Source organism: Luteibacter yeojuensis (assembly GCF_000964085.1).
Taxonomy (GTDB): Bacteria; Pseudomonadota; Gammaproteobacteria; order Xanthomonadales; family Rhodanobacteraceae; genus Luteibacter; species Luteibacter yeojuensis_A.
The window spans coordinates 98,491-124,907 of sequence record NZ_JZRB01000004.1; the positions used below are offsets into that span (position 1 = coordinate 98,491).

26 protein-coding genes are annotated in these 26,417 nt (G+C 68.6%); 11 read left to right on the forward strand and 15 right to left on the reverse strand.

Features of this window, described 5'->3' with window-relative positions; genetic code table 11:
• Positions 1-4: 4 nt before the first annotated feature.
• Positions 5-181, forward strand: a complete 177-nt coding sequence (locus tag VI08_RS21610) for a hypothetical protein (RefSeq protein ID WP_157006284.1) — start codon at positions 5-7, stop codon at positions 179-181.
• On the opposite strand, the gene VI08_RS03165 is transcribed toward VI08_RS21610, so the two are convergent.
• A complete protein-coding gene (locus VI08_RS03165) occupies positions 159-1,736 on the reverse strand; it encodes an alpha-amylase family glycosyl hydrolase (protein ID WP_045828076.1) in 1,578 nt (525 codons plus the stop codon). The two genes, VI08_RS21610 and VI08_RS03165, sit on opposite strands and share 23 nt — an antisense overlap.
• A 148-nt stretch (positions 1,737-1,884) precedes the next feature.
• Between VI08_RS03165 and VI08_RS03170 the strand changes: the two genes are divergently transcribed.
• The 3 genes from VI08_RS03170 to VI08_RS20705 all read left to right on the forward strand — a co-directional run bounded on the left by VI08_RS03170 (position 1,885) and on the right by VI08_RS20705 (position 4,882).
• A complete protein-coding gene (locus tag VI08_RS03170) occupies positions 1,885-3,534 on the forward strand; it encodes an alpha-amylase family protein (RefSeq protein ID WP_045828077.1) in 1,650 nt (549 codons plus the stop codon).
• Between the two features lie 73 nt (positions 3,535-3,607).
• Positions 3,608-4,357 (forward strand): helix-turn-helix transcriptional regulator, encoded by a 750-nt coding sequence (locus VI08_RS20700; RefSeq protein ID WP_052697661.1) that lies wholly within the window; start codon positions 3,608-3,610, stop codon positions 4,355-4,357.
• Positions 4,358-4,438: 81 nt separating this feature from the next.
• Positions 4,439-4,882, forward strand: a complete 444-nt coding sequence (locus tag VI08_RS20705) for a MarR family winged helix-turn-helix transcriptional regulator (RefSeq protein WP_052697662.1) — start codon at positions 4,439-4,441, stop codon at positions 4,880-4,882.
• On the opposite strand, the gene rhtC is transcribed toward VI08_RS20705, so the two are convergent.
• Complete coding sequence (rhtC, locus tag VI08_RS03185; protein WP_045828078.1) at positions 4,879-5,511, reverse strand: threonine export protein RhtC; 633 nt, start codon at positions 5,509-5,511, stop codon at positions 4,879-4,881. The genes VI08_RS20705 and rhtC overlap by 4 nt on opposite strands.
• A 134-nt stretch (positions 5,512-5,645) precedes the next feature.
• Between rhtC and VI08_RS03190 the strand changes: the two genes are divergently transcribed.
• A complete protein-coding gene (locus VI08_RS03190) occupies positions 5,646-6,950 on the forward strand; it encodes a NupC/NupG family nucleoside CNT transporter (protein ID WP_045828079.1) in 1,305 nt (434 codons plus the stop codon).
• Between the two features lie 3 nt (positions 6,951-6,953).
• The gene (locus tag VI08_RS03195; RefSeq protein WP_045828080.1) at positions 6,954-7,805 is read left to right on the forward strand and encodes a PfkB family carbohydrate kinase; all 852 of its coding nucleotides are present in this window, start codon (positions 6,954-6,956) and stop codon (positions 7,803-7,805) included.
• An 80-nt stretch (positions 7,806-7,885) separates the two neighbouring features.
• Here the strand turns inward: VI08_RS03195 and VI08_RS03200 are convergent, their stop codons facing one another.
• From VI08_RS03200 to VI08_RS03240, 9 genes are all read right to left on the reverse strand, one after another.
• Entirely contained in the window at positions 7,886-8,647 is a 762-nt protein-coding gene (locus tag VI08_RS03200; RefSeq protein ID WP_045828081.1) for a glutaminyl-peptide cyclotransferase, read from the reverse strand.
• Between the two features lie 108 nt (positions 8,648-8,755).
• Complete coding sequence (locus VI08_RS03205; protein ID WP_045828082.1) at positions 8,756-11,374, reverse strand: M1 family metallopeptidase; 2,619 nt, start codon at positions 11,372-11,374, stop codon at positions 8,756-8,758.
• A 157-nt stretch (positions 11,375-11,531) separates the two neighbouring features.
• On the reverse strand, positions 11,532-12,770 hold the full coding sequence (locus VI08_RS03210; protein ID WP_052697663.1) for a tetratricopeptide repeat protein: 1,239 nt from the start codon (positions 12,768-12,770) through the stop codon (positions 11,532-11,534).
• An 88-nt stretch (positions 12,771-12,858) separates the two neighbouring features.
• A complete protein-coding gene (locus tag VI08_RS03215) occupies positions 12,859-14,793 on the reverse strand; it encodes a response regulator (protein ID WP_045828083.1) in 1,935 nt (644 codons plus the stop codon).
• Positions 14,780-15,628 (reverse strand): sensor histidine kinase, encoded by an 849-nt coding sequence (locus tag VI08_RS03220; protein WP_045828084.1) that lies wholly within the window; start codon positions 15,626-15,628, stop codon positions 14,780-14,782. Before VI08_RS03220 ends, VI08_RS03215 begins: the two co-directional genes overlap by 14 nt.
• On the reverse strand, positions 15,625-16,632 hold the full coding sequence (locus VI08_RS03225; protein ID WP_045828085.1) for an ATP-binding protein: 1,008 nt from the start codon (positions 16,630-16,632) through the stop codon (positions 15,625-15,627). Before VI08_RS03225 ends, VI08_RS03220 begins: the two co-directional genes overlap by 4 nt.
• Positions 16,623-17,027 carry an anti-sigma regulatory factor gene (locus tag VI08_RS03230; protein WP_045828086.1) on the reverse strand — a complete coding sequence of 135 codons (405 nt, stop codon included), beginning with the start codon at positions 17,025-17,027 and terminating at the stop codon, positions 16,623-16,625. Before VI08_RS03230 ends, VI08_RS03225 begins: the two co-directional genes overlap by 10 nt.
• A complete protein-coding gene (locus tag VI08_RS03235) occupies positions 17,024-17,386 on the reverse strand; it encodes an STAS domain-containing protein (RefSeq protein ID WP_045828087.1) in 363 nt (120 codons plus the stop codon). The genes VI08_RS03230 and VI08_RS03235 overlap by 4 nt, the downstream gene beginning before the upstream one ends.
• A 4-nt stretch (positions 17,387-17,390) precedes the next feature.
• On the reverse strand, positions 17,391-18,248 hold the full coding sequence (locus VI08_RS03240; RefSeq protein ID WP_045828088.1) for an STAS domain-containing protein: 858 nt from the start codon (positions 18,246-18,248) through the stop codon (positions 17,391-17,393).
• Positions 18,249-18,388: 140 nt separating this feature from the next.
• On the opposite strand from VI08_RS03240, the gene VI08_RS03245 reads away from it, so the two are divergent.
• Entirely contained in the window at positions 18,389-18,769 is a 381-nt protein-coding gene (locus VI08_RS03245) for a response regulator (protein WP_045828089.1), read from the forward strand.
• On the opposite strand, the gene VI08_RS03250 is transcribed toward VI08_RS03245, so the two are convergent.
• Together VI08_RS03250 and VI08_RS03255 are read right to left on the reverse strand one after the other, a co-directional pair.
• Positions 18,744-19,127 (reverse strand): nuclear transport factor 2 family protein, encoded by a 384-nt coding sequence (locus VI08_RS03250; protein WP_045828090.1) that lies wholly within the window; start codon positions 19,125-19,127, stop codon positions 18,744-18,746. The genes VI08_RS03245 and VI08_RS03250 overlap by 26 nt on opposite strands.
• A gap of 18 nt (positions 19,128-19,145) precedes the next feature.
• A complete protein-coding gene (locus tag VI08_RS03255; RefSeq protein ID WP_045828091.1) occupies positions 19,146-20,045 on the reverse strand; it encodes a LysR family transcriptional regulator in 900 nt (299 codons plus the stop codon).
• Between the two features lie 115 nt (positions 20,046-20,160).
• Here VI08_RS03255 and VI08_RS03260 point away from each other — a divergent pair, with 115 nt between their 5' ends.
• The 4 genes from VI08_RS03260 to VI08_RS03275 all read left to right on the forward strand — a co-directional run bounded on the left by VI08_RS03260 (position 20,161) and on the right by VI08_RS03275 (position 25,324).
• Positions 20,161-21,225 carry an aldo/keto reductase gene (locus VI08_RS03260; RefSeq protein WP_045828092.1) on the forward strand — a complete coding sequence of 355 codons (1,065 nt, stop codon included), beginning with the start codon at positions 20,161-20,163 and terminating at the stop codon, positions 21,223-21,225.
• Positions 21,226-21,340: 115 nt separating this feature from the next.
• Positions 21,341-22,699, forward strand: a complete 1,359-nt coding sequence (locus VI08_RS03265; RefSeq protein ID WP_045828093.1) for a hypothetical protein — start codon at positions 21,341-21,343, stop codon at positions 22,697-22,699.
• A gap of 39 nt (positions 22,700-22,738) precedes the next feature.
• The gene (gene cycA / locus VI08_RS03270; RefSeq protein WP_045828094.1) at positions 22,739-24,109 is read left to right on the forward strand and encodes a D-serine/D-alanine/glycine transporter; all 1,371 of its coding nucleotides are present in this window, start codon (positions 22,739-22,741) and stop codon (positions 24,107-24,109) included.
• Between the two features lie 201 nt (positions 24,110-24,310).
• Positions 24,311-25,324 (forward strand): autotransporter outer membrane beta-barrel domain-containing protein, encoded by a 1,014-nt coding sequence (locus VI08_RS03275; RefSeq protein WP_084621218.1) that lies wholly within the window; start codon positions 24,311-24,313, stop codon positions 25,322-25,324.
• A 15-nt stretch (positions 25,325-25,339) separates the two neighbouring features.
• On the opposite strand, the gene VI08_RS03280 is transcribed toward VI08_RS03275, so the two are convergent.
• Positions 25,340-25,831 carry a hypothetical protein gene (locus tag VI08_RS03280; RefSeq protein WP_157006287.1) on the reverse strand — a complete coding sequence of 164 codons (492 nt, stop codon included), beginning with the start codon at positions 25,829-25,831 and terminating at the stop codon, positions 25,340-25,342.
• Between the two features lie 87 nt (positions 25,832-25,918).
• The gene (locus tag VI08_RS03285) at positions 25,919-26,416 is read right to left on the reverse strand and encodes a PH domain-containing protein (RefSeq protein ID WP_045828097.1); all 498 of its coding nucleotides are present in this window, start codon (positions 26,414-26,416) and stop codon (positions 25,919-25,921) included.
• Position 26,417 lies beyond the last annotated feature (1 nt).

Consider the following 26,417-nt stretch of genomic DNA (forward strand, 5'->3'; position numbering starts at 1 on the left):
GCCCATGCCCCGAACCCGCCGCTTCCGCCTGCCCTTCACCCGCCACCCGCGCGATGCGTCGCGCGATTTCGACGATGCAAGCTACGACGGTGGCATGTCCGGTGGCGCGTACACGAAGCACATCGTGGCAGGCGTGGCCGTGCTGATCGTGCTTGTCGCTATCCTGCGGCTGGTGCTCTGACGATCCGCGCCTCGTCGCCCTCGAGCGGGCCACGGGCACCGGCGCCGTGCGTCGACAGCACCACCTCGCCCACCAGCGGCACCGGCGGCTCGGCTGCCGCATGGGTGAAGTTCAGCGCCACGATGAAGCGCTCGTCGCCCTCGGTGCGCGCATAGACCAGCACCGCATGGCTGCAGCCCAGCACCTGGACGGCGCCATGGCTCAGCGCCGGGTGCGCGCGGCGCAGCACGAGCAACTGGCGGTAAAGCCATAGCAACGAGCCGGGGTCGCCTTCCTGGCTCTCCACGTTGATGGCCGCCACGTCGCCGCCGATGGGCAGCCATGGGATACCCCGGGTGAAGCCAGCGCCTTCGCGCGGGAACCAGCGCATGGGCGTGCGCTGGGGATCGCGCCCCAGCCCCTTGCCCGGCTCGTTGCGCTCGAACGGGTCGCGCACATCGGCGGCGGGGATGGCGATATCGCGCATCCCGATCTCGTCGCCGTAATACATCGTGGGCGTGCCGCGCAGGGTCAGCAGCAACACCGCGGCCACGCGCGCCTGCGCATCACCCACGCGCGTGGCAAGCCGCGGCTTGTCGTGGTTGCCCAGCACCCAGTTCGGCCAGCCGCCCTTCGGCAGCGCCGCCTCGTAACGCTCGATCAGGCCGCCGATGAACGACGCATCCCACGGTGCGCCGATCAGCAGGAAATTGAACGGCAGGTTCGCGCCTTTCAGGTCCTCGCCGTAGTAGGCGACGATGCGTTCCAGCGGCAGGTACAACTCGCCGATCAGCACGCGCTCGGGGAACTCATCGACCACGGCGCGCATGGCCGCGACGATGCCCTGGGTCTCGGGCAGGTCGGCGATATGCGTGGGCAGGAAGCGGTTCGCGGTGGCGTCCACGCCCTCGCGGTACGCCGGGTTCGGCGGGTTGTCGCGGAACGCCGCGTCCTTCAGCACGTGGTAGATCACGTCCACGCGGAAGCCATCGACCCCACGGCGCAGCCAGAACCGCATGGCGTCATACATGGCCTCGCGCACCACGGGGTTGCGCCAGTTGAGGTCGGGCTGCCTGTCGAGGAACAGGTGCAGGTAGTACTGCCCCGTGGCTTCGTCGAACGCCCACGCGCTGCCGCCGAAGTTCGACAGCCAGTTGTTCGGCGGGCCGCCGCCGGGCGCCGGATCGCGCCAGATGTACCAGTCGCGGAACGCGCTATCGCGCGAACGGCGGCTTTCGCGGAACCAGGGGTGTTCGTCCGAACTGTGGTTCGGCACGAAATCCAGGATCACCCGCAGGCCGAGGGCGTGCGCATCGGCCAGCAAGGCATCCATGGCGTCGATGTCGCCAAACAGGGGGTCGATGCCACGGTAATCGCTGACGTCGTAGCCGAAATCGGCCATGGGCGATGGGAACACCGGCGAGATCCACACCGCATCCACGCCCAGCCCCGCCAGGTACGGCAATTTGCCGCGAATGCCCTCGAGATCGCCGATGCCATCGCCATTGGCGTCGGCAAACGAACGGGGATAGACCTGGTATACGACGCCGTCCCGCCACCATACGCGTTCGGTCACGCGGATCTCCTTCGGAGAAGTGAAGGGTGATGAGTAAGTAGTTAAGAGTGAAGAGCGAGTAGTGAAGCGGGTGGACGCCGCGCCACGACTGCCGCGTCACCCTCCACCCGTCACGCTTGACTCTTAACCCTTGACTCTTCACGCCCCCATGATCAACGACCTCTGGTACAAGAACGCGGTCATCTACTGCCTTTCCGTCGCCACGTTCCAGGACTCGAACGGTGATGGCGTCGGCGATTTCCAGGGCCTGGGCCGGCGCCTCGATTACCTGCAGGGGCTGGGCGTCACGGCCGTGTGGCTCATGCCGTTCCAGACCTCGCCGGGCCGCGACGGCGGCTACGACATCGCCGACTATTACAACGTCGACCCACGCTTCGGCACGCTTGGCGACTTCGTGGAGTTCACCCACGCGGCGCGCCAGCGCGGCATGCGCGTGCTGATCGACCTGGTGGTCAACCATACCTCCGACCAGCACCCCTGGTTCCGTGAAGCCTGTCGCGATCCGTCATCGAAGTACCGCGGCTGGTACGTCTGGTCGAAGACGAAACCCGCGAACGCGGACGAGGGCATGGTGTTCCCCGGCGTGCAGAAAAGCACGTGGACCTACGAGAAGCGCGCGAAGGCCTGGTACTTCCACCGCTTCTACGATTTCCAGCCCGACCTGGATACCTCGAACCCTTATGTCCAGGCCGAGATCCTGAAGATCATGGGCTTCTGGACGCAGCTGGGTGTCTCCGGGTTCCGCATGGATGCCGTGCCCTTCGTCATCGCGACGAAGGGTGCCGACGTACGCAAGCCGAAGGAGCAGTTCGACATGTTGCGCTCGTTCCGCGAGCTGCTGCAGTGGCGGCAGGGCGACGCGATCATCCTGGCGGAGGCCAACGTGCTGCCGAAGGATGATCTCGAATACTTCGGCGAGGACGGCGACCGCCTGCAGATGATGTTCAACTTCCAGGTGAACCAGACCCTGTTCTACGCACTGGCCGCGGGCGACGTGCGCCCGTTGGCCGGTGCGCTGGAAAAAACCAAGCCGCGCCCGGCGACCGGGCAATGGGCCTTGTTCCTGCGCAACCATGATGAACTCGACCTGGGCCGGCTCACCGCGCGCCAGCGCGAACGCGTGTTCGCCGCATTCGGGCCCGACAAGGACATGCAGCTGTACGACCGTGGCATCCGCCGGCGGCTGGCGCCCATGCTGCGCAACGACCGCCGGCGGCTCGAGCTTGCCTACAGCCTCATGCTGACGCTGCCCGGAACGCCGGTGCTGCGCTACGGCGACGAGATCGGCATGGGCGACGACCTGTCGCTGCCCGAGCGCGAATGCGCGCGCACGCCCATGCAATGGTCCACCGAGCCGCTGGCGGGGTTCACCGACGCGAAGCGCAGCGCGGCACCGGTGATCAAGGAAGGCCCGTTCGGCTACCCGCATGTCAACGTGGCCGCCCAGCGCCGCGACCCCGATTCCCTCCTCAACTGGATGGAGCGCGTGGTGCGCATGCGCAAGGAGATCCTCGAGATACCCTGGGGCGACTTCGAGGTGTTGCCACTGGACGATAACGCGGTGCTGATGGTGCGCTACACGTGGCGTGGCAACGCCGTGGTGTTCCTGCACAACCTGGGCGACGCGCCCGTGGAGGTGGCCTTCGCCCTGGCGGCGCCGCTTACCAATGTCCTCTCCGCCGACCACAGCCAGCCCGACGAACGCGGGCACCACCGCATCCTGCTCGAGCCCTACGGCTACCGCTGGTTCCGCGAGGGCGGGCTGGGTTACATCCTGCGCCGGAAAGAGGTCGACTAACCCTTTCGGGGGTAGGCGGTGGTCCTTGCGTGCGCAATGCTTCAACCCCCACCCGATACCGTGAGGGTCGGCCATGTACCGCGCCGAGATCGCCTGCCCCGTCAGCTTCCCGCGCACGCCCACGCTCGTGGTCGACCTCGCGCAGCGTTCCGCCACCCTCGACCGCCCGGCCGAGGGCGCGCATGTGCAGGCGCTGCGCGACCGCTCGCTCCTCACCGAGGTGATCCTCGGGCCCGGGGATGGCGCGGGCGACGACCTGCTGCTGGTCTACCGCACCATCGGCGCCCATGACCCCGGGGCGGGCGCCATCCTGTTCCGCCGCGCGCCGGGCGCCGCCGACATCGTCCACCCGCCCGCCGTGCGCAGCCTGGCCCAGGTGCTGTTCGATTCGCTGGATGCCGAGGAGCCGAACACCCCGCTGCTGGCCCACGTGGCCATGGCCCTGCGCACGCTCGTGCCGGCGCCCCCGCGCGATGAGCCGGGCGCCGTCCGCGGTGGCCTCGCGCAGTGGCAGCAGCGCCGCGCCATCGCCTACATGGAACAGCGCCTGGACCAGAGTTTCCCCGTCGCCGACGTGGCCGACGCGTGCGGGCTCTCGGTGAACCACTTCTCGCGCGCCTTCCGCCGCAGCATGGGCAAGCCACCCCACCGCTGGCTGCTGGATCGCCGCATCACCCGCGCCCGCGAGTTATTGCGCGACACCGACCTCGCGCTGGCGGATATCGCCCTTGCCTGCGGGTTCGCCGAGCAGAGCCACTTCACCCGGGTCTTCACCCGCCTGGTGGGCATGCCGCCGGGGGCGTGGCGTCGCGCATCCGAGTAAAAAGGGCCGGTTCCGTCAATTTCACCCGTGGCGGGGTTGCGTATGATGAGCGGCATACCATCAGCAAGGCTCCCTCCCCCCATGAGTCCGGACCCCGCAGCCGCCACGCTCCACCTCGGCCGCGACCTTATGCTGGCCGGCTCGCGCCTGCGCGATGCCGTCGGCCGCCGCGCCCAGCGCGAGTTCGGCATCACCGCCCTGCAGGGCGACATGCTGTTGTTGCTGGCCACCCACGGCAGCATGATCTCCACCGAACTGGCGGCCGCCTGCGGCGTCAACGCCAGCACGGTCACGCACGCCGTCGATGCCGGCATCGAGCGCGGGCTGATGAAGCGCACCCGCAACGAAGCCGACCGGCGCCTCGTCGACATCGGCCTGACCCCGGCAGGCAAACGCATGGCGGGGCGGGTGCGCGCGCTGCTGGCCGACGTGGCGCGCGCGGCGCTGGAGGGGCTGGGCGCCCCGCAGATGGTGCTGCTGGCCGAGAGCCTGGCCCAGGTGAGCCGCAACCTCGATCGCGATTAAAGGGCCCGGCGGTCCAGGATCAGGTGCAGGCCGAAGGCCACGAAGATGACGCCGGCACCGCCATCGATCCACCGGCTGGCCCGCACATAGCCGCGGCGCATGGCCGGCAGGGCGAAGATGGCCGCCACGACGCCGAACCACAGGGCCGTCTCCATCGTGACCATGGCCCACAGGCCCCAGCGGGCGCCGGTCGTCACGCCCTCCCCGACGAACGCCGAGAAGATGGAGGCGAAGTAGATGGCGGCCTTGGGGTTGGCCAGGTTGGTCAGCAGGCCACGCAGCAGGGCCCGGCCGGGGCTGGAATCGCGGACATCCACCGTGGGCACCGCTGCGTCGGGCTTCGCCTTCCAGGCAGCCCGCAGCATCTGGATACCCATCCAGCACAGGTAGGCGCCGCCCGCGATGGCGATGCCCTGGCCCAGCCACGCCAGGCGGTGCAACAGCAGCTGCAGGCCCAGCAGGGCCAGGGCGGCCCACACGGCCACGCCCAGGGCGATGCCGACGACCCCGGCGATGGCCTCGCGCCGCGAACGGCTGGCCGCCAGCTGGCTGACGAAGAAGAAATCCGGGCCGGGGGTGATGAGCGCCACGAGCTGGACGATGGCGAGGGTGAGGAAGATGTGGGACATGGGGGGGAGTATACGGTCTCCGCTTTCACGCTTTTTTCGCACCGCGCCTTGCCCCGCCTGCCCCCCGTCCCGTAACCTCCCGTTTTCTATGCGGTCACGGGGCTACCCCCGGGCTTTTGAAGGGGTACGTCACGATGCTGGGTCTGCTGGGCCACGTTCTGTTTGGCCTGTTCGGTTTGGCGGTGCTCGTGGGCATCGCGTTCTGCTTCTCCAACAACAAGCGCTCCGTCGACTGGAAGCTGGTCGCCACGGGCATCGCCCTGCAGATCGCGTTCGCGGCCGTGGTGCTGAAGGTGCCGCTGGGCCGCGACGTGTTCGACGCCATCGCCACCGGCTTCGTGCGCCTGCTCGATTACGTCGAAGTGGGCTCGCGCTTCATCTTCGGCAGCCTGCTCGACACCAGCAAGTTCGGCGTCATCTTCGCCGTCAAGGTGCTGCCCACCATCATTTTCTTCGCCGCACTCACCGGCGTGCTGTACCACCTGGGCGTGATGCAGCAGATCGTGAAGGGCATGGCGTGGGTCATCACCAAGGTGATGCGCGTCTCCGGCGCGGAAACCACCAGCGTCTGCGCCAGCGTGTTCATCGGCCAGACCGAGGCCCCGCTCACCATCAAGCCCTACATCGAGCGGATGACCCAGGCCGAACTCATGACCGTCATGATCGGCGGCATGGCGCACATCGCCGGCTCGGTCATGGCCGCCTACGTGGCCATGCTCGGCGGCGACGACCCGGCGTCGCGCATGTTCTACGCCAAGCACCTGCTCACCGCATCGGTCATGGCCGCGCCGGCCACGATGGTGCTGGCCAAGATCCTCGTGCCTGAAACGCAGGAGCCGCTCACCCGCGGCACCGTCAAGATCGATGTGGAGAAGACCACCGCCAACGTCATCGACGCGGCCGCCACCGGCGCCGGCGATGGCCTGAAGCTGGCCCTGAACGTCGGCGCCATGCTGCTGGCCTTCATCGCCCTTATCGCGCTCATCAACGGCCCGGTGCAGTGGGTCGGCACCATCGGTGGCGAGCACAGCATCAATGCGTGGCTCTCGGCCAACGCCGGCCACCCGGTCGCGTTCAGCCTCGAAACCATCTTCGGCTGGGTGCTCGCGCCCGTGGCGTGGCTCATCGGCGTGCCCTGGCACGACGCCACCATGGTCGGCAGCTTCATCGGCGAGAAAGTCGTCATCAACGAGTTCGTCGCCTACGCCGACCTCGCCAAGCACCTGCCCGACCTGATGCCGGAAAGCCGGCTCATCGCCACCTACGCGCTGTGCGGCTTCGCCAACTTCTCGTCCATCGCCATCCAGATCGGCGGCATCGGCGGCCTGGCCCCGAACCGCCGCGCCGACCTGGCCCGCCTGGGCCTGCGCGCCGTGCTGGGCGGCTCCATCGCCACCTTCATGACGGCCACCATCGCCGGCGTGCTCGAGCGCTTCTGATCCATGGCCGGCATCCGCCTGCTGGTGGTCGGCGGGTATAGCGAGGAAGAGCGCTGGCACGTGCCGCGCCTGCCGCGCCCGGGCGAGCCCGCCCACGCCGAATCGTTCGACCGGCGCCCCGGCGGCAAGGCTTTCCACCAGGCCGTAGCCGGGGCGCATGCCGGCGTCGGCACCGGGCTCATCGCCGCCATCGGCGACGACGTCATCGACCCGTCCGGCCTGCCGCCCCTCGTGGATGCGCGCTGGCAGGTGGTCCAGGGCGTGCGCACGGGGCGCAGCGGGTTGTTCGAAGACGCGCGCGGGCAGTCGCTCGCCGTGCTGTCCTCCGGCGCCAACGACCACCTGTCGGCCGCGTTCGTCGCGGCGCAGGGCGATCTGTTCGATTCGGCCTCGGTGCTGCTCGCATCCGCGGAAGCGAACGTGGATACGGTGAATGCCGCGCTGGAATTCGCTGGCGCGAAACGCCTGCTGCGCATACTCGACCCGGGCCCCCTGCCGCCGCGCCTGTCGGTACGCGAGTTCGCCAGCACCGACGTGCTGCTGCTCGGCCTGCACGAGTTCGCCCAGGCCACCGGCCGCTTCCTCAACATCGACATCACCGCCCAGGCCGTCACCGGCATGGACGACACCACGATCAACGCCCTCGCCCGCCGCCTGTGCGCCGGCACGGTGGTGGTGTCACTCGACAAGAGCTGCCTCGTCTCCCACGGCGCCGACCGCCACGACGACCACGCCGATGTCTACCGCCTGCCCACATGCGGGCATGGCGATGCGTTCAAGGGCACGCTGGCCGCGCGCCTCACGGCACCCGGCTGCTTCCGCGATGCGCTGCAGGCGGCCTGCGAGCACCACTAATGTAGGAGCCCACACCCGTGGGCGACAGCTCCTCGCGAAGCGCTGTCGCCCACGGCGTGGGCTCCTACACGGGGGTGGCGTTATCGGGTTACTTTGATTTCGTAGAGGTTCGGCCAGCGTTTGCCGGTGACGAAGAGGCGGTCGTTTTTTTCGTCGTATGCGATGCCGTTGAGTACGGCATCCGGATCGGCGGCCTTGCCTTGTTGCTTCACCAGGGGCGTGAGGTCGATCCAGTCGATGACGTGGCCGGTCTTCGGGTCGATGCGCGCGATGCGCGGGGTTTGCCACACGTTGGCGTAGATGACGCCCTTCACCCATTCGAGTTCGTTCACCTGCTGCACGGGCACGCCGTTGTCGGTGACGGTGATGCTGCCGGTCTGCCGGAAGGTATCGGGGTCGAGCACGCGGATGGTGGGCGTGCCGTCGCTCATGTAGAGGTGGGTGGCGTCGCGCGTGAGCGCCCAGCCTTCGCCGCTGTAGCGAATGGTGCCCTTGAGCTCGAAGCTGGTGCGGTCGTAGAGGAAGCCCACGCCCTGCTGCCAGGTGAGCTGGAGCAGGTAGGGGCCCGCGAAGATGATGCCTTCGCCGAAGAAGCCCTGGGGGACGTCGCGCTGCTGGACGATCTCGCCCGTCGCCAGCGTGACCTTGCGCACGCCCGCGCCGTCGTATTCACCCGTGCTTTCGTAGAGGTAGCCGCCGTCGTAGAAGAGGCCTTCGGTGAAGGCCTTCGGGTCGTGCGGGTAGCGGTGGACGACGGTATAGCCGCGGGTGGGGGCTTCCCTGGCCAGGGCCGGAAGGCTGGCAAGGGCAGCGGCGAGGATGGCGAGGTGGCGGAGGTTCATGGCGGCTTGGGATGAGAAAACAACTGTGGGAGCGCGCTGGCGCGCGATGGAGGGTACCGCAAACCCCATCGCGCGCAAGCGCGCTCCCACACGATCAAGCGCCGTCTTTTAGCCGTTCTTTTTCAGCCAGGCGTCCACCGCCGGCAGGCGCTGGTCGCGGACCATCATGCGGTACTGGATGGTGGTGACGGTGGTCTCGGCGTCGCGGCGCGAGCCTTCGGCGATGTACTTCGCCGCGAATGCCTTGACCTTGTCGATCGTCGCCTTGTCCATCGACATGCCGGCGATGGCGGGGTAGTAGCGCGCCGTCGAGGTGCTGTCGATGAACTTGTCCATCTGCGCCTTGTGGGCCACGGCGAAATCGAACGCCATTTCCGGGTGCAGGCGCGAAACGCCACGGATGAGCGAGGCGCTGTTGGTGGCACCCGGCTCGTCGGTGAGGGCGAGGTCGAGCGCGCGCTGCGCCAGCGCGTCGTCGCGCGGGGCCGAGAGCATGCCGTACAGGCGATCCTTCACCAGCGGGGTCTTCTCCGCCTTGGCCTGTTCGTGCAGCTTATCCCACGTGGCCGCGTCGGCATTGGTGGCGACCACCGCGAGGATCGTCTTGCGCAGCTCCGGCGGCATGCTGTTTTTCTCGAAGCGGCTGCGCGCCTCGGCGACCACCTTGGCATCGCCCAGGAAGCCCAGCGTGCCGATCAGCGACGAGCGCAGGATGGCCACGGGCGCTTCCTCGCCCTTCTTCGCTTCCCAGCCCACCTGGTCGAGCTTGGGCGAGAGGCGTGCGATGGCGTACTTGCGGAACACCGCCTGGCGCTTCGCGTCACCCTGGTAGTAGGTGTCGAGCGTGGCGAGGTTGCCGGCCACTTCTTCCCACAGCTGCGGCGAGGCGTCGAGCGGCGTGGCCTTGATGAGGTCGAGGACATCGGAGGTCGGCTGCTGGCCGACCATGCCCTGCGCCCACGTATCGCTCATGACGCCAAGCTGGTCGATCGGCTCGAGCTTCGTGAACGCGCCCTGCAACTGCTTGAACTGCGCCGGCGCGTACAGCGTGCGGTAGTAACCGGTCTGGCCGGCGTTGACGATGACGGGGCCGCAGCCGGCGACGGTGAGCGTGCCCTTGCCATCGAGCAGCGTGCTGGCGGTGGCGCCGCCCAGCGTCTTCGCGATGACCGGCACGTGCCACGCCAGCGGCTTCTTGTCCGGGCGGTCGCGGGTGAACTCACCCTGCGACAGCGTCAGCGTGGTGGAGCCCCCGGCGCACGACACCGATTCCACCTTCACCTGCGGGATACCCGGCTGCAGGGTGAAGTCGTGCGCGATCTGGGTCACCGGCTTGCCGGCCGCCGCGTCGATCTCCTTCCACAGGTCGTCGGAAACGGTGTTGCCGTAAGCGTGGGCCTTGATGTACGCCTGCACGCCCTTGCGCCATGCATCGGGGCCCACGTAGGCCTCGAGCATGCGGATGACCGATTCGCCCTTCGCATAGGTGATGGCGTCGAAGGCCTGGCTGGCCTGTTCCACCGTTTCCACGTGCTGCACCACCGGGTGGGTGGTGACCACGCCGTCGCGGCCCATCGCGCCTTCGCGCGAGCCCACGGCCTCGAGGTTGGTGTGCCATTCCGGGTGCAGGCGTTCGGTGGTGCGCGAGGCGAGCCACGAGGCAAAGCCTTCGTTGAGCCACAGGTCGTCCCACCACTGCATGGTGACCAGGTCGCCGAACCACTGGTGCGCCATCTCATGCGCGGCGGTGTTGAACACCTCTTCCTTGTCGCCCTGGGTGGAGATGCTCGGGTCGAGCAGCAGCGCGTACTCGAAGGTGTAGATGGCGCCCCAGTTCTCCATGGCCGAGAAGAACTGGCTCTGGCCCGGGCTGGCGATGTTGTCGAGCTTCGGTAGCGGGTACGGCACGCCGAAGTAATCGTTGTATTCCTTCAGCACGGCGGAGCCGGAGTCCAGCGTGAACTGGGCCTGCGAGGTGAGGCCCTTCTGCGTGATGACGCCGATCTCGACGCCTTCGCTCTTCGTGGTGATGCGATCGAACTCGCCCATGCCGAAGAAGACGAGGTAGGTGGACATCTTCGGCGACTGGCCAAAGGTCCACTTCACCATGCCGTTGCCCACGTCCTTCTTCGACGCGGCCGGCATGTTGCTCACGGCCATGTCGGCGGTGGGCACCGTGGCATCGAGGGTAAAGGTGGCCTTGTAGTTCGGCTCATCCCACGACGGGATGAAGCGGCGGGCGTCGGAGTTCTCGAACTGCGTGTATAGCGCGCGCTTCTTGCCGGCGGCCTTGGTGTCGTAATCGATGGCGAACAAGCCGTTGGCCTGCGTACCGATCTTGCCGGTGTAATCCATCGACAGGCGGTAGGCGCCCGCGGCGAGCGGCTTGGCGAAGGTAAAGGTGGCGGTCTGGTTTTCCGCATCCACCGAGACCTTGGGCGCACCGATGCTCGCCTTGCCCTTCGCGGGGGCGAGCTTGACGTTGGCGAACGTCATGTCGATGGCGTTGAGCGTGATGGTGTTGGTGGCTTCCAGCACGTCGATGCTGATGGCCACCTTGCCGTCGAAAGTGAGCTTGTCGGCGTGTGGCACGACCGAGACATCGTAGTGCGACGGGCGCACGGTGCGCGGCAGCTGGGTGGTGGCGAGCTTGGCGTCGGCGGCGGCCGCGAGGGAGGACACGCCGGCGAGCGCGAGGGCTATCGCGCTGACGAGAGACTTACGCATGGGAAACCCCTGGTGGTGGACCACGCGATGGTCTGCCGGGGGCGGGAGGTTTAGATAGCGCCGGAAGTCATGTTCGTAAAATCATGCGGGCGGCCAGGGGCATCGCCAGCAAGCTGGCTCCCACAAATGGCTACTTTGCTGGCTTCCACAGGTGGGGTTACCAGAGTTTCCACCAAGTGCGTTTTTCCAGGCGCTTCAGCGCCTTCAGGTGGCCGCGGGAGGCGGCCTTGCGGTACCACGCGCGGGCGATGGCGGCGTTGGTGGGCACACCGTCGCCCTGGTCGTGCAGGCGGCCGAGCTCGTACTGGGCATCGGGCAGGCCCTGGCCGGCGGCCATGCGCAGCAGGCGCAGCACCTCCTCGATGTTCCGCGGTACGCCGCGGCCGCCGTCGATCATCCGGGCCAGCGCGTACTGCGCCTGCGGGTGCCCCTTCTCGGCGGCCAGCGCGAGCCAGCGCACCGCGTCGGGGTCGTTGCGCGCCACGCCGTCGCCGGTGGCGAGGCGCATGCCCAACTGGTACTGGCCGGCGGCATCCTGCGGGCCGGCGGCAGCCTGGCGCGCGGTGACATCGGGCGCCGCCGCTTCAGCGTCCAGCTCGGCCAGGCGCTGTTTCGCTTCGCTATCGCCCTGCGCGGCCGCCTGGCCGAACCAATGCCGGGCCTGCTCGCGGTCGGCGGCCAGGCCACTGGCCTCGAGGTACATCTTGCCGAGCGTGAACTGGGCGATGCTGTTGCCAAGTTCGGCGGCGCGGCGGTAATGGTGCGCACCCATGGCGGCGTTGCGGGCCACGCCCACGCCATCGACATACATGTGGGCGATGCTGCACAAGGCGTCGGCGTAGCCACGGGTGGCCGGGTCGCCGCGGTCGATGGCCTTGCTGTAGAACGCGAAGGCCAGCTCGGCGTCACGCGGTACGCCCCGGCCGAAGTAGTGGGAAACACCCAGGTTGACGCAGGCCTGGGCATGCCCCTGGTCGGCGGCCATGCCCCACCACTGCAGGGCTTTCTGGCGGTCGGCGGCCACGCCGTGGCCGCGTGCGTAGAGGGTGCCCAGCGCGCACTGGGCTTCGGCGTGGCCGGATTCGGCGGCGCGGCGGTACCACGCCGCGGCCTCGGCCGGGTCGCGCAGCACACCCAGGCCCTCGGCGAACTGCAGGGCCAGGCGCACCTGGCCATCGAGGTGGCCCTGCTCGGCGGCGCGGCGCAGCCAGTGGGCGGAACGGTTGTGGTCCTGGGCGACGTGGTCACCGTCGGCGTACATGACGCCGACGCGAAACTGCGCCTGCGCGTCGCCGAGCTGCGCATCCTTCTCAAGCCGGCCGAATTTTTGCAGCGCATCCATCTCGGCGACAAAACGGTGGTCGCCGAGCACGCCGCCCCTGGTACCTTCCGACATCCCGTTCCCCTGCAAACGCCTGTCGTCGTTGTGGGCGCATCATAAGTGGTTGCGCGGCGTTGGGAAATCGGCAATTTCGGCCGGGGGCCTACCCGAGCATGCCCCGTACGCGCTCGTACAGGGTCGCGACCTCGAACGGCTTCAGCAGCAGCTCGACGCCGGGCTCCAGGAAGGTGCCCGGTTCCTCGGCGTTTTCGGCGTAGCCGGTCATGAAAAGCACGGGCAGGCCGGGCCGCCACGCGCGGGCCGTCTTTGCCAGTTCGCGCCCATCCATGTCGGGCATGCCCACGTCGGTCAGCAGCAGGTCGAGCGTTTCATCGCCACGCAGGTGGCGCAGGGCCGCCTCGATATCGCCCGTGGCCGTGCAGTGGTAGCCCGCCGATTCGAGGGCGGCGCAGGCCAGTTCGCGCAGCGTCTCGGTATCCTCCACGATGAGGATGTGCTCGCCATGCCCACCCTCCACGGGGGTGCCGCGCGGCTTCACCGGTTCGATCTCGCCCTCGTCCACCGGCAGCCACAGCGAGACTTCCGTGCCCTTGCCTACCTCGCTGGCGATCTGCACGCGGCCGCCCGATTGCCGGGCGAAGCCGTAGATCATGGACAGGCCCAGGCCGGTGCCCTTGCCGATGGGCTTGGTGGTGAAGAAGGGCTCGAACACCTTTTCCAGCAGGTCCGCGGGTATGCCCTCGCCCGTGTCGGCCACGCCGAGCACCACGTAGGCGCCCGGCCGCAACTCGCCGTCGGCGCCCACGGTTTCCAGCCGGGTGGATAGCGTGATGCTGCCGCCGGCGGGCATAGCGTCGCGCGCGTTGATGACCAGGTTGAGCAGGGCGTTGTCGAGCTGGTTGCCATCGACGCTGGCCACCATGCGCCCGTAGGCCAGCTCGGCCCGCAGCACCACGGCCTCGCCCAGCGTCCGCCGCAACATCTCGTCCATGGCGTGCACGCGTTCGTTGATGTCGGTGGCGCGCGCGTCCAGTGGTTGCTGGCGGGCGAAGGCCAGCAGGCGGTGCGTCAGCGAGGCGGCGCGGCGTGCCGAGCCCAGGGCGGCATCGGCGAAACGCTGCACGCCCGCCGGCTTGCCCGCCTCCACCTGGCGGTTGATGAGGTCGATGCCCGTGATGATGCTGGTGAGCAGGTTGTTGAAGTCGTGGGCGATGCCGCCCGTGAGCTTGCCCAGGGCATCCATCTTCTGCGCCTGCACCAGCTGCGATTCCGCGCGCTCGCGCACGGCGATCTCCACCGCCAGCTGGGTGTTCGCGCTATCGATCTGGGCCAGCTGCGACCGTTCGCGGCGGCGCTGGTCGGTCACGTCCTCGACGAACACCATGCCGGCGCCATCGCGGTAGGGCGTGATGCGCCATTCGGTCTCGCGGGTGCCGCCTGGCGCACGCATGCACAGCACGCCACGCCAGCGCAGGGTGCCGCTGAGCGCGCGGCGCATTTCCTCGATGGCCTCGTCCTGCCCGGCGTCGAACCACGCCGTGAGCCCCTTGCCTTCCACGTGGGCGTCGAACAGGCGGGCGAAGGCATCGTTGTTTTCCAGCACGCGCAGGTCGGCGTCCACCACCGCGATGGGGGCGCCGATGGTGGTGAAGATCTCACGCACCCGCGCCTCGGATTCGCGCAAGGCCCGCTCGGTGTCGCGGACGCGCAGCAGCGTGCGGATGGTGGCGAGGAGGATGCCCGGGTCGACCGGGTGCGGCAGGTAGGCGTCCGCGCCGTTGTCGAGGCCGGCGATGAGGTCGTTGGTGTCGATCGATGCCGCGGACACATGCACCACGGGCAGAAGCTGGGTCTCGGGCGCCGCGCGCAGTTCGCGCACGATGTCGAAACCGGTCATGTCCGGCAGGTTCACGTCCAGCACGAGGCCGTCGATGCCGCCCCCGCGCAGGGTCTGCAGACCCTCGGTGCCGGTGCCGGCTTCCAGCACGTGGTACCCGGCACGCTCGAGCGTGCGCTTGATCGCGTAGCGCGTGGGCCCGTTGTCGTCCACCACCAGCAGCGTGTCATGCCTGGTCATCGTTCGCCTCCGCGGGGAGCGCGAGCGGCAGGGTCACGAAGAACGACGACCCCTCGCCCACCACGCTGTGCAGGCCGACGCTGCCACCGAGCAGCCCGGCGAACTGCTTGCACAGCGACAGGCCCAGGCCGGTGCCGCGCACCCGTTTCTGCAGGGGTGAATCCACCTGCGTGAAATCCTCGAACAACACGTGCTGCAGTTCTTCGGGGATGCCGATGCCCGTGTCGCGCACGGTGAAACATACCTGGTCGCCCTCCACGAGGCTGGCGGAAACGCGCACCTCGCCGCGCGGCGTGAACTTCAGCGCGTTGGAAATGAAGTTGCGCAGGATCTGCGAGACCTTCTTGTCGTCGGTATACAGCTTCGGCAGGCCTACCGGGCTTTCGAACACCAGCGTGGCCTCGGTGCCGTCGACGATGGGCCGGAACATGCCGCGCAGCGCGGAGAACAGGTCCATCAGCTCGAACCACGCCGGCGAGATGGTGATGCGGCCTGCCTCGATCTTGGCCAGGTCGAGCAGGTCGTCCACCATGTCGCTGAGTTCGCGGGCCGCGCCGCTGACGAAGCCCACCTGCTTTTTCTGCTCGTCGGTCAGCGGGCCGTCCATCTCGTCGGTGAGCAGGCGCGCGATGCTGAGAATGGACCCCAGCGGCGTGCGGAACTCGTGGCTCATGTAGCTGAGGAAGCGGCTCTTGAGCTCCGAGGCCTCGCGCAGCTGCGCGGCCTGGTTGTCGAGCTCGGCGTACAGGGCCAGCACGCCCTGGTTGGTTTCATCCAGCTCGGCGCGCAGGGCGGCGTTCTCCTCCTGCAGCCGCGCGGTATCGGCATCGGTCATGCGCGGGCCTCCAGGCGCAGGGCGAACACGGTCACATCGTCGCGGCCGCGGTTGAAGTCACGGTGCAATACCGCGGTGGCCACGGCCGGGTGGCGGTTCACGAGCCCGGGGTAATCGCGCAGCGACCAGCGCGATTGCAGGCCATCCGAATGCATGAGCAGCAGCTTGCCTGCGCTGCCGGGGAAGTCGAACGGCTGCGGCCGGCGTGCCTGCACGCCGACGATGCCGGGATGCGACGCCAGGCCACGCGAGCCCTCCAGGGTCTGCAGCGACCCGGCGATGTTGCCGATGCCGGCGTAACGCAGCAGGCCCTCCTCGTAGCGCGCCAGCGCCACGGCGCCGCCGCGCGTGCCCGACATCGCGTCGTCCAGCACGGCCATGAGCCCCACCGGGTCGGCGAGCGGCTGGGCCTGCCACGCATCGATGCAGGCCGTGGCGGCTTCGTTGGCCGACGGGCCGTGCCCGAGGCCATCGACAACCAGCACGCAGGCTTCGCCGCCGCTGATGGCGAAGCCCCACCCGTCGCCGCACGCCGGCTCGTCGCGGAGGCGCGTCTGCGTGGCGCCAAACGGGATGTCGGCATCGCCCAGCCCCCGGGCATACAGGCGCGCCAGCACCACGGCCCCGCGCGCGTCGGCGTACATGTCCATGACCTGGGCCTGGCGCTGCACCGCACCGAGGCCCTCGCCGCGCGTGCCGCCCGTGGAATACCCGTCGGGCAGGCAATCGGCCAGGTTGAACCCGGGGCCACGGTCGACGGCGACGATTTCCACGCCGCGGGCGCCGCGGCCCGGCACCGCCGCCACGTGGATCTCGCCGCGCTGGGCGTGCTTGAGCACGTTGGTGGCGAGCTCGGTGGCCACCAGGGCCACGCGGCCCGTGTCGGTGTCATCGAAGCCGCAGGCCGCGGCCACCTGTGTCGCGACGCGGCGCGCCTGGCCCACCTGGCTCGGCTCTTCCACCGGCACCACGGCGGTCTCGCCACCCCGGCATATCACGTCCATTTGCAGATGGTCACCCGGGTGCCGGCGCCTGGGGCGCTCTCGATCGAGAATTCATCCACCAGGCGCCGCGCGCCGGTGAGCCCAAGGCCGAGGCCATTGCCCGAGGTCCAGCCATCGGTCATGGCGAGCTTCACGTCGGGGATGCCCGGGCCGTTATCGCGGAAGACGAGCCGCAGCCCTTTCTTCCCGCCCTCTTCCACCAGCGCCCAGTCCATGTCGCCACCTCCCCCGTAGATGACGGTGTTACGGGCCAGCTCGCTGGCCGCGGTGACGAGCTTGGTCTGGTCGACGAGGCGCAAGCCCGCTTCCACCGCCAGCTTGCGCGCGGCCTGGCGGGCCAGCACCACGTCCTGCTCGACGCGCACGGCCTGCGTGCCGCTGCGGACCGCGCTCATCGCGCTTGCACGCGTTCGCGCAGCAGGCGCATGCCACGTTCCACATCCAGCGCCGTGATGACGCCGGGCAGGTTGAGGCCCAGTTCCACCAGCGTGATGGCGACCGCGGGCTGCATGCCCACCACCACGGTCTCGGCGTCCATGATCTTCGACAGGCCCGAGATGGTGCCGATCATGCGGCCGATGAAGGAGTCGACGATATCCAGCGCGGAAATGTCGATCAGCACGCCCTTCGCCGAGGTCTTGCTGATCATGTTGGTGAGGTCGTCCTGCAGGGTCAGCGCGAGCTGGTCGTGCATGTCGACCTGGATGGTGACGAGCAGGAACTCGCCCATGCGCAGGATCGGGATGCGCTCCATCGCCTTAGCCGCCCTTCGACACGTGGAAGCCCGAGCGCTTCAACGCGAGCGAGAGCGCATCGGCGAGGTTGGCCTTGGTGACGATGCCTTGCAGGTCGAGGCCCAGGTGCACGATGGTCTGCGCGATCTGCGGCCGCACGCCGCTGATGATGGCGTCGGCGCCCATGAGCCGGATGGCCGTGACCGTCTTCAGCAGGTGCTGCGCCACCAGCGTATCCACCGTGGGAACGCCCGTGATGTCGATGATGGCGATCTCCGCGCCGGTTTCGACGATGCGCTGCAGGAGCGACTCCATCACCACCTGCGTACGCTGTGAATCGAGCGTACCGATCATCGGCAGCGCCAGCACGCCTTCCCAGAGCTTCACCACGGGCGTGGAAAGCTCGAGCAGTTCTTCCTGCTGGCGGTTGATCACTTCCTCGCGCGATTTCTGGTACGTCTTGATGGTGTGCATGCCCAGGCCATCGAGCAGCTCGGAGATGGCCCATGTCTGCGCCGCGAGCTCGGCGGCGTTATCGGCGTACACCTGCTGCAGCAGGTCGAACAGGGGGCGCTTCAGCGAGAAAATGAAGTTGGCCGTGTTCGCCGAATCAAAGCCCTGCAACGCGCGGCTGCGCGAGAGCTTCTCGAGGAAACCGCGCGTCTCGCTCCATTCGTTGCTGGCGATGCTGGCCGCGTCGCCCGTGGACGACCCAGCCACCAGCAGGCGGAGGAACTCCCGCGTCTGCCCCTCGAACTCGCCGTGGCTGATGCGCGAATCACGCGATGCGCCGCTGGCATCGAGCGTGGCCGACCAACTGGCGAGGAGCTGCGATTCGTTCTTGCGGATCGCTTCGATGGTGCGCTGGCTGAGTGCGGACATGGGTTCCCCCGGGCATAAAACCCTATGATGCGGTGCACGTTCGCGCAATGGAATAGCGAATGTGGTACCGCTTGCATTGACGCCGCATTCACGCCCGTCTCGCTATTTGCCTCGTTGATCCACGCGCGAACCGAAGAACCATGCCCACCGCTCCCCTGGTCATCCTCCTTGTCGAGGACGACGACGCCATCCGTGAAATCTCCGCCATGATCCTCGAAGGCGAAGGCCATACGGTGCATACCGCGCCCAATGGCGACGAGGCCGAGCGCTGGCTCGAAAACGGCACGGCCGACATCCTCTTCACCGACGTGCGCATGCCCGGCTCCATCTCGGGCCAGGAGCTGGCCACGCGGCACGCGGACATGCGCGTGCTGGTGGCGTCGGGCGAGGTGCGTGAGCAGCACGACTGGCTTTCGCCGCGCATGGAATACCTGGCCAAGCCTTACGACCGGAAGAGCCTGCTGGCGGCGATGGCGCGCCTCGCGGGCCAGGGCGCTACGCCCGGTCGACCACCCGGCTGATCTTGCCCTGGGCGAAGCCGAATTCGGTGGTGCCCTGCATCTCGACGATGGTGCCCGCGCGCGGGCCGTCGGGGATGTCTTCGGCGATCTCGCCGTGGAAATCGATGGTGGCCACGATGGCGTCGCCCTGCTCGTCGAGCGCGACGATGCGTTGCTCGCGCGCGGCGAACAGCTGCGCGCCCACGCGCGCCAGCTTCTCCAGGTCGGCCTTGCCGGTAGTGGCCACGCTGAGCTCGCCGCCCTGGTAGTGCTCGAAGCGGACGTCGTCGGTCATCGCGGCGAGCATGCCGGCGATGTCGAAATGGTTGTACGCGGCGAGGTAGATCTCGATCAGCTGCCGTCGCGCCGGGTCGGTCATGTCGGTCTCCATGGTCGCTTACATCGCATGCCGTTCGCGCAGGAAATCCACGAAGACGCGGAGCTTGCGGGGCATGTGCACACGGCTGGGATAGTACAGGTGGAACGCGCCATAGGTGGGCCAGTAGTCCGTTAGTACGGGTACCAGCGTGCCGCGCGCGAAGTCCGCGGCCACCAGGCTCTCGAAGTGGCAGCCCACGCCCAGCCCCGCGCGCGCCGCTTCCACCAGCAGGTCGCCGTCGTTGCTGACAAGCGCCGGCCCCACTTCCACCTCGACGATGCGCCCGTCGATCGTGAACTCCCAGCGCAACACGCTGCGGTCGTGGTCGAGGCGGATGCATGCACACCGGTGCGCGAGCAGGTCCGCCGGCACCTGCGGCGCCCCGTGTTCCGCGATGTAGGACGGCGACGCGAACGTGGCGATGCGGCTGGGCCCACCGATGGGCACCGCCACCACGTCGTTGGCCAGGCTCTCGCCCAGGCGGAAGCCCGCGTCGAAGCCCATGGCCACGAGGTCGAGGAAACGGTTGTCGCAATGCATCTCGACGGTGACATCGGGGTAGCGCCGCGCGAACTCCGCCATGTGCGGCATCACGACCACGTCCGCCACGGCCTTCGGCAGGTTCAGCCGCAGCAGGCCGGCAGGCGCCTCGCGCGAATCGTTCACCGCGTCCACGGCACGCTCGATGGCACCGAGGCCGGCCTGGGCCTCGTCGAGGAAGCGCTGGCCGATCTCGGTGACGCCGACGCGGCGCGTGCTGCGGTCGAGCAGGCGCACGCCGAGCCGCGTCTCCAGGGCGCGCACGCTCTGCGACAAGGCCGAAGGCGAGACACCCAGCTCGCGGGCGGCGCGCGTGAAGCTGGCATGGTGGGCGACGCGGGCAAAGGCCGCGATGGCGGGCAGCAGGTCGTTGGGCACCGGGGCCTCGGATTATGAAGGAGTGCTTCAAAGCGTATGCGCGCAAGATCCGTATATCCAGCCCTATAGAACGGCCTAAGGTGGTGGCCTCCCCACCCACCCGAGGCCTTCCGCCATGGCTCTGCAACTGGATAGCTACACCACCCTGGGCCGCTCCGGCCTGCGTGTCAGCCCCGTCTCCCTGGGCACGATGACCTTTGGCGAGGACTGGGGCTGGGGCGCCGGCGAAGCCGAAAGCCGCGCCATGCTCGACACCTACATGGAGCGTGGCGGCAACTTCATCGACACGGCCAACTTCTACACCGGCGGCACCGCCGAAACCCTGCTCGGCAAATTCCTGGCCGGCCGCCGTGACCGCGCGGTGATCGCGACCAAGTACAGCCTCAACGTGGAACCCGGCAACGTCAACGCCGGTGGCAACCACCGCCGCAACATGGTCCGCGCGGTGGAAGCCAGCCTGAAGCGCCTGGGCACCGATTACATCGACCTCTACTACCTGCACGTGTGGGACTACACCACGCCGGTGGAAGAGATCATGCGCGGGTTCGACGACCTGGTGAGCTCAGGCAAGATCGTCTATGCCGGCATCTCCGATGCGCCCGCGTGGCAGGTGTCGCGCATGCAGACGCTGGCCGAACTGCGTGGCTGGGCGCCGTTCGTCGCCTTGCAGATCGAATACAGCCTCATCGAGCGCACCGTGGAGCACGAGCTGCTGCCCATGGCCGCCGAGATGGGCCTGGGCGTGCTCGCCTGGTCGCCACTGGGCAGCGGCGTGCTTTCGGGCAAGTACACCCGCGCCGACATCGAGGCGAACAAGGGCAAGGACATGTTCAATGGCGGCCGCGCGGCCGTGGCGGCGGGCATGGGCGCGCTCAGCGAAAAGAACCTCGACCTGGTCGACGTGCTGAAGCAGGTGGCCGAAGACGTGGGGCATTCACCCGCGCAGACCGCCATCGCATGGTTGCTGGCGAAGCAGGCGCCGCGGGTCATCCCCATCCTCGGCGCACGCACGGCCGCGCAGTTCGAAGAGAACCTGGCCGCGCTGGACGTGACGTTTACCGATGCGCAGATGCAGCGCCTGGACGAGGCCAGCGCCATCGACCCCATCTTCCCGCATCGCTTCCTGCCGCGCGTGCAGGCCCAGGTGCGCGGCGGCGCCAGCATCGACCGCGCCTGGTAAGCCAAGTGTCCGGCCGGTGTCCGCGGACACCGGCCGATGTGCTGCAACCCGCATCGCACCGTCGTGGCCCGCGCCTTGCAACGGCGTCTCCCGGATCATCACGGAGATGCCACGCATGGCCCTCGCTTCACGGCCGCTCGCCCTTGCCACCCTGCTCACCTTGCCCGCCATCGCGGCGGCTACCGAACCCCCTGCGCTGCACTACACGGTCACGCCGGTGGTCGAGCAAGGTGACCTGAAGGCGCTGGATGTCGTGCTCGAAGGCATCGCGGGCCCCGATGGCACGCTCGATGTCGTGCTGCCCGGCAAACAGGAGCGGCTCGCCGCGAACGGTGGCCTTTCGGCCGGCAAGGACGGCCACCTCGTGCTTTCGGCGAAGCCGGGCGCGCCCGTGGCGCTGCGCTATCGCCGCAGCGGCACGGCGCCATTCACCAACGACCCCGGTATCGAACCCTATGTGACGGCAGGCTGGATGCAGGCACCCTGCAGCGGCCTGCTGGCCATGCCGGCCGATGGCGTGGCGCGCGCGATCACGGTCACGTGGCACGTGCCACCCCGCTGGCGTGCGATCACGAGCCTCGACGCCCACCACCCCACCACGCGCGCCGAGGCCGGGGCGTCGGCCTGCTTCCTTGGCCGCGATGTGAGCGAAGCCAAACAGCCCATCGGCCATGGGGGCGCCCTGCATGTGTACACGACCGACCCGGCCGGTAGCGCCGCGTTCACCGATCTCGTCGCCAAATCCCTATCCGTAGTGGCGTCGGCCGCGGGCGGTACGGCGCGCGACTACGCCGTATACGCCACGCCGGTGCAGGCCGATGGCGCCGACATCGCAGGCTGGAGCCAGCCCGGCTTCATGTCGGCGGTGTTCGCGCGAGGCGCCAGGCTGTCGGCGCTCGCCGGCCCGGCCATCAACGACTATGCGCGCATGCTGGCGCCCACGCCGGTCGACCCCGCCACGGCGTGGTACACGCAGGGCCTGCGCTCGTACCTGGTGGCAAGTGACCTGCTCAGCAGCCACGCGCTCGGCCGCGAGGACATGGCCGGCTACCTCGACCAGATCATCGCCAACTATGGCAACTCGCCGTTTCGCCGCGCCAGCAACGCGCGGATCGTGTCCGAATGGCAAAGCTCGCCTGATCTCCAGGCGGTACCTGGCGAGCGCGGCATCCTGTTCGGCTGGCTGCTCGACGCGCAGCTGCGCAAGGCCACGGGCGGCCGGGCCTGCCTGGCGGACGTGCTCCGCACGCTGGCGCCGTCGGTGTCCGATCCCGGCGTCGCGCTGGCGGCCGCGGTGAAGCAGGCCGGCGGCGGTGACATCACGCCGCTGTACGAGAAGTACATCGTGCGCGGCGAGTTGCTGCAGCTGCCGCCGGGCGCACTGGGCCCGTGCATGGTCGTATCCACCGAGACCGATCCCTACGGCTGGCAGGTGCAGCGCGTATCGGCGCGCTGCACCGCGGCGACGGAGTGATAAGGTGCGGGGCACCGTCCCACCGCGAGCCCACGCCCGATGACCCACCCGCAGGAAACGAACCCGGAGCACCTCCGGCGCAGCCTTTCGAACCGCCACCTCCAGCTCATCGCCATCGGCGGCGCCATCGGCACCGGCCTGTTCATGGGTTCGGGCAAGACCATCAGCCTCGCGGGGCCGTCCATCCTCTTCGTGTACCTCATCATCGGCGTGATGCTGTTCTTCGTCATGCGCGCGATGGGCGAGCTGCTGCTGTCGAACCTGGAGTACAAGTCGTTCATTGACTTCTCCACCGACCTGCTCGGGCCCTGGGCCGGGTTCTTCTGCGGGTGGACCTACTGGTTCTGCTGGATCATCACCGCCATCGCGGACGTGATCGCCATCGCCAACTACGCGCAGTTCTGGTTCCCCTCGCTGGCGCCGTGGATACCCGCGGTGCTGTGCGTGTTGCTCCTGCTCACGCTTAACCTCACCACGGTGCGCCTCTTCGGTGAACTCGAGTTCTGGTTCGCGCTGATCAAGATCATCGCCATCTGCGCGCTCATCGTCACGGGCTTCGGCATGGTGGCGTGGGCGTTCCGCTCGCCCGATGGCCACGTCGCCTCGCTCGCCAACCTGTGGAACGACGGCGGCATGTTCCCCATGGGGGTGAACGGCTTCTTCGCGGGTTTCCAGATCGCGGTGTTCGCCTTCGTCGGCATCGAGCTGGTGGGCACCACCGCGGCGGAGACGGCCGACCCGGAGCGCAACCTGCCCAAGGCCATCAACTCGATCCCCGTGCGCATCATCATCTTCTACGTGCTCGCGCTCATCGTGATTATGTCGGTGACGCCATGGCGCCAGGTGCTGCCGGGCAAGAGCCCGTTCGTTGAACTGTTCGTGCTGGCGGGCATCCCCGCGGCGGCGAGCCTCATCAACTTCGTGGTGCTCACCTCGGCCACGTCGTCGGCCAACAGCGGCATGTTCTCCACCAGCCGCATGCTCTATGGCCTGGCCGAGGAGGACCATGCACCGCGCGCGTTCCGGCGCCTGTCGAAAGCGGCCGTGCCGTCGCGCGGGCTCATCTTCTCGTGCGTCTGCCTGCTCGGCGGCGCCATGCTTGTCTACGTGGTGCCGAACCTCGTCACCGCGTTCACGCTGGTCACGACGCTGTCGGCCATCCTGTTCATGTTCGTGTGGTCGCTCATCCTCTGCTCGTACATGGCCTACCGGAAGAAGCGGCCCGAGCTGCACGCGGTGTCGTCGTACAAGATGCCCGGCGGCGTGCTCATGTGCTGGGTGTGCCTGGCATTCTTCGCCTTCGTGCTGGTGCTGCTCACGCTGGAAGCCGATACCCGCCAGGCGCTGCTGGCCAGCCCGGCGTGGTTCGCGATCCTGGGCATCGGGTACGCGCTGCGCCGCAAGCGTTAACGCCCCCTCTGTGGCTTTCCCTGTGGGAGCGCGCTGCGCGCGATCGCGCGCAAGCGCGCTCCCACAGGTGAGGTGAGGGCCATCATCTTTGTGAAGGCTCCGGGTGGGCCTTCACACCCCATGGCATAGCCATTGCTGCGTTCCCGGGACGAGGGTGCCGGTGTCGGTTTCCCATCGCGCCTACCCGGGAACCCAGCGCCCATGACCCTTCCGTGCCCTGCCGCGTCGCGGCCAAAAGTGCCCCTCCTCGCCGCCCTCGGCGCCGGCGTGGGACTGTTCCTGTCGCACCCGGCCCACGCGGCCACCGAGGGTGGCGACCTTTTGACATCCAACCGCACCGCCCTGCTCGACGACGGCCGGCAGATCCGTGCGTCGGTACTGCGCCATACGCTGGTGCAGGCCACCGGCGGGGCCCGCGACGACGGCATGTGGACCTCGACCTGGGGCCACTGGGGCGACCACGACGGCAACGCCGGCGCCGCGCGCCTGCGCAGCAACGGGGGCGGCGTGGTGGGGGGCATCGACCGCGACCTGGGCGAGCTCCACGTCGGTGCGCTCGTGGGTGCCGGCAACCTGACCGCCCGCGCGCCGGGTGGCGTGGTCCAGGCCCAGTCGTCGGTCGCCGGCGGCTACGTCAGCGGCCAGCAAGGCCATTGGGAATGGCAGGGCGGCGCCAGCTACACCTGGAGCCGGATGGATAGCCACCGGCGCACGCCAGGTGCCGTCGCCGAAGCCCGCTACGGCGGCGGCATCGCCCAGGCCTGGGTGGACGGCGGTTACCGCTTCGCCACCCCGCGTGGCTCCATCACCCCATTCGTGAACCTGGCCCGCGCGCAGCTGTTCCAGGACGCGATCAACGAAACCAACGCGCCCACGGCGCTGCGCGTGGACGGCACCCACGGCCATGTCGACATCGGCACCGTGGGCGTGCGCGGTGCCATGCAGTTCCAGGATGGCGTCGTCGGCCACGCCGGCCTCGGCTACCAGCATGCCTGGGGCGACGACGTGCGCCCCACCGATACCCAGCGGCTCATCCCCGACGGCGACCCGATGCGCGCCATCGGCGTGCCGACGCCCCGCAACGCCGCGGTCGCCGACCTCGGCATCGCGTTCGCGACCAGCAAGGGCACCTCGGTGGATGCGAGCTACCGCGGCATGTTCGGCGGCGGCAGCAAGGACCAGGCGCTGCGCGTGAGCGTCACCATCAAGTGGTGACGCCCAGGGCGGGCGTCAGCGCGCGGCGCGGCGCGCGATCTGCACGTTGAGGGCCTGGTGCACGGCCGGCAGGCCCGCCAGGTCGAACGTATACGGAAAGAACGAGGGCGCCCGCATGTGCAGCACCGTGTGCGAGGCGAGCAGGCCCTCGAACGCACGGCGGGTAGGCGTGCTGCGCGGCACGAAGGTAAACGTGCCATTGATGCATTCGCGGCGGAACGCCAGGCGCTGGCCCTCGATGTCGAAGACCGCGCTGCGCCCGATCGAACCCGCGGCGCAGTTGGCACGCTGCGGCAGCTCGCGGAAGCCATACGAAACACGATGCGTCGGCCGGTCCTCATAGGCGACCAGGCCAAACTGCGCACCGTGCTGGTCCGGCAGCAGGTACACGCCGCGACCCTGGTCCCAGCCCTGGGTAGCGAGATCGGCGGCGAGCGTGGGGGCGGTGAAGGCGCACAGCGCGAGTGCGCCGGCGACGAGGGGGAACATCCGTGAAGCACGTGCCATGGTGTCGGCTCCTGCCGGTGGGGATGCCGTGTGTATAGCACCGGGTCGCAAGTTCCTGCTACCGCGTGGCGCCCACATGACAGCGAATTAATGTGACAGCGATGCCCCTTGGCGCACCAGCGCGGCGATGAACGCGTCGCGGTCGTCCGGGGCGAGCAGCAGCTTGCGGCCACCCGTGGGCTGCAGCACCACGGCGGGGCCACGGTGGCGCGAGGCCACCTTCAGCATGCCCAGGCGCCGCGAATAGAACAGGCCATCGAAGGCGAAGAAGCCGCCATTGCCGAAGACGCGGATGAGGCCGCGGAACCCGTCGTCATCGGCATGCACCGCCGCGCCGCGCAGTTCCACGGTGGTGCGGCCGACCTGGCGGCGGATGACGAGCCGGCCATCGCCCACTTCATAGCGAAGCGGTGAAACGGCATAGCAGACGGCCAGTGCCAGCGTGAGGATGCCGGCGAACGGCACGCCGAGCACCGCTGGCGCATCGCGTGTCATCACGATGGCCACGGCGGCGACGACCAGCAGTACCGTGGCGATGCCGATCCAGCGGACCGTGCCCGACATGCTGGTGGCGAAGGTTTGCATG